Annotated in this window: 3 protein-coding genes and 1 pseudogene; 2 read left to right on the top strand and 2 right to left on the bottom strand. The window is 65.8% G+C overall.

Annotated features, from left to right (window positions below; all coding sequences use genetic code 11):
- On the bottom strand, nt 1-139 hold a 139-nt coding region (locus MOV74_RS37150), incomplete at its 3' end, for an SDR family oxidoreductase (protein ID WP_246932372.1).
- A gap of 133 nt (nt 140-272) precedes the next feature.
- Here MOV74_RS37150 and MOV74_RS37145 point away from each other — a divergent pair.
- Both MOV74_RS37145 and MOV74_RS37140 read left to right on the top strand, forming a co-directional pair.
- Entirely contained in the window at nt 273-1,160 is an 888-nt protein-coding gene (locus tag MOV74_RS37145; RefSeq protein WP_246932369.1) for a LysR substrate-binding domain-containing protein, read from the top strand.
- Nucleotides 1,161-1,293: 133 nt separating this feature from the next.
- Complete coding sequence (locus MOV74_RS37140) at nt 1,294-1,698, top strand: GFA family protein (protein ID WP_246932367.1); 405 nt, start codon at nt 1,294-1,296, stop codon at nt 1,696-1,698.
- Nucleotides 1,699-1,763: 65 nt separating this feature from the next.
- Here MOV74_RS37140 and MOV74_RS37135 read toward each other — a convergent pair.
- Nucleotides 1,764-1,905: pseudogene (locus MOV74_RS37135) on the bottom strand (FAD-dependent oxidoreductase); the annotation flags it as partial.

Here is a 1,905-nt window from a genome sequence, read left to right as displayed (position 1 = left end):
CAGCTTCCGCTGCCGGGCCGTCGATGTCGAGAATGGCGACGCGGGCTCCCTCGGCCGCAAAGCGGCGGGCGGTGGCAAGGCCGATGCCTCGAGGAGACGCAGCTCCGGTGATGATGGCTGTCTTGCCGCGCAGCAGCATGATGATCCTCCCTCAATGGCATTGCCGGGCACCCGACGGCGCCGCCGTTCTTGCCCGTGATTATGCGGGCGTCGGCCAATCCGACAAACGCGCTGTTGTCTTGCATGGGTGAATTTGGTTCACTTGTCCGATGTTGCTATCCAGCATCCCGATATCCGCCATCCGCGCCTTCGAGGCCGCCGCACGCACCGGTTCGTTCCGGGATGCGGCGAACGAGCTTCATCTCACGCCGAGCGCGGTCAGCCACGCCATTCGCAAGCTCGAAACCGCGATGGGCACGATCTTGTTCGAGCGCAGCGCCCGGGCGGTCCGGCTGACGCCGGCGGGCAAGAACCTGATGCGTCATGCCGGCACCGCGTTCGACAATCTGCGGCGCGGCATCGAGGAGGTCGCAGGCCGTGGCCCGCAATTGCTGCGGGTGCACTGCGCCCCGAGCTTTGCCGCGCAGTGGCTCGCCCCGCGCCTCGCCCGCTTCATGGCCGCCGAACCCAGGCTCGAGGTGCGGCTCGCCGCCAACACCGAATATGCCCGCTTCAGCAACGACGATTTCGACATCGACATCGTCTATGGCCAGCCGCGGGCGGAGGGTGTCGAGGTGATTTCGCTGGGCGAAGAAACCGTGACACCGCTGTGCACGCCCGAGCTCGCGAAGAAAATTCGCAAGCCGAAAGACCTGCTCGACCAGGTGTTGATCCGCTCGGACGTCAAGCAGGTGCAGTGGCATCAATGGTTCACGGCCAACGGCCTCGAAGCGCCGGCCATCCACGGCATGCGCTTCGATCGCAGCTTCCTGGCGATCGCGATGGCCTCGAGCGGACTTGGCGTGACGCTGGAATCGACGCGGCTCGCCGAACGCGAGATCGCGACCAGACTGCTGGTGGCGCCCCTTGCCGGACGTTCCACCGACATTCGCTATGTCGGCCACCATCTAGTCTTCCCACGCGCAGGCCAGCAGCGTCGGGCCATCCGTGCCTTTACCGAGTGGATCACGCGCGAGCTTGCGGCCGGTCGCTCGGCTTGAGCGATGGCGTGCCCCGCAATGGCAGCAGTTGTCAGGCGACAGTAGGACGCAATCGCAAACCGATTGCGCCATTGATGCTGCACGCCTCGGGAGCTATCGATCTGCAAAACTTGCTCTCGAACGGGAGGAACGCATGAGCACCATCACCGGCGGCTGTCACTGCGGCGCAATCCGTTATCAGATCGAAGGCGAACTGATCGTGCACGCGCTGTGCCACTGCAGGGATTGCCGGCTGCACGCCGGCGCCCCGGTCGTCGGCTGGACGATGTACGCGGAGGATGCCGTCAAGGTCACCAAGGGCGAGCCCAAAGTGTACCGGTCTTCGGAACAGGTGCAGCGGCACTTCTGCAGCGACTGCGGAACCGGCCTGTTCTACGCCAACGCCAGCATGCCTGGGATCATCGACGTGCAGAGCGCCACCAACGACGATCCCGATGCGATCCCGGCGACGATGCACATCCAGGTCGCCGAGCGTCTGCGCTGGATGGCGCACACGCACGCGCTGCCGACGTTCGACCGTTTTCCTCCGCAGCCGTAGCGGCGATATCCGTCGCGAGAGCGGTCACCGCCCAAGGGCCGCTCAACTTACGCATTGCAACTGCCTCATGAGCAGCCGCAGCCGGAAGCGCCCGCCTTCTTCGCCGTTTCGTCGGCGGCGCAGCACGCCGAGACATCTTCCTTGGCCGGACCGCCGCAACATCCCGCCGCAGCCCCTGACTCCACGCCGCCGCGCGTGCAGACGCCG

It is taken from the genome of Bradyrhizobium sp. SHOUNA76, from assembly GCF_023006445.1.
Lineage (GTDB): Bacteria > Pseudomonadota > Alphaproteobacteria > Rhizobiales > Xanthobacteraceae > Bradyrhizobium.
This window is presented reverse-complemented; position numbering and strand designations above follow the sequence as displayed.

Excerpts from the sequence above, each read along its gene's own strand:
- MOV74_RS37140 (WP_246932367.1), top strand. The coding sequence starts at position 1,294 with ATGAGCACCATCACCGGCGGCTGTCACTGCGGCGCAATCCGTTATCAG.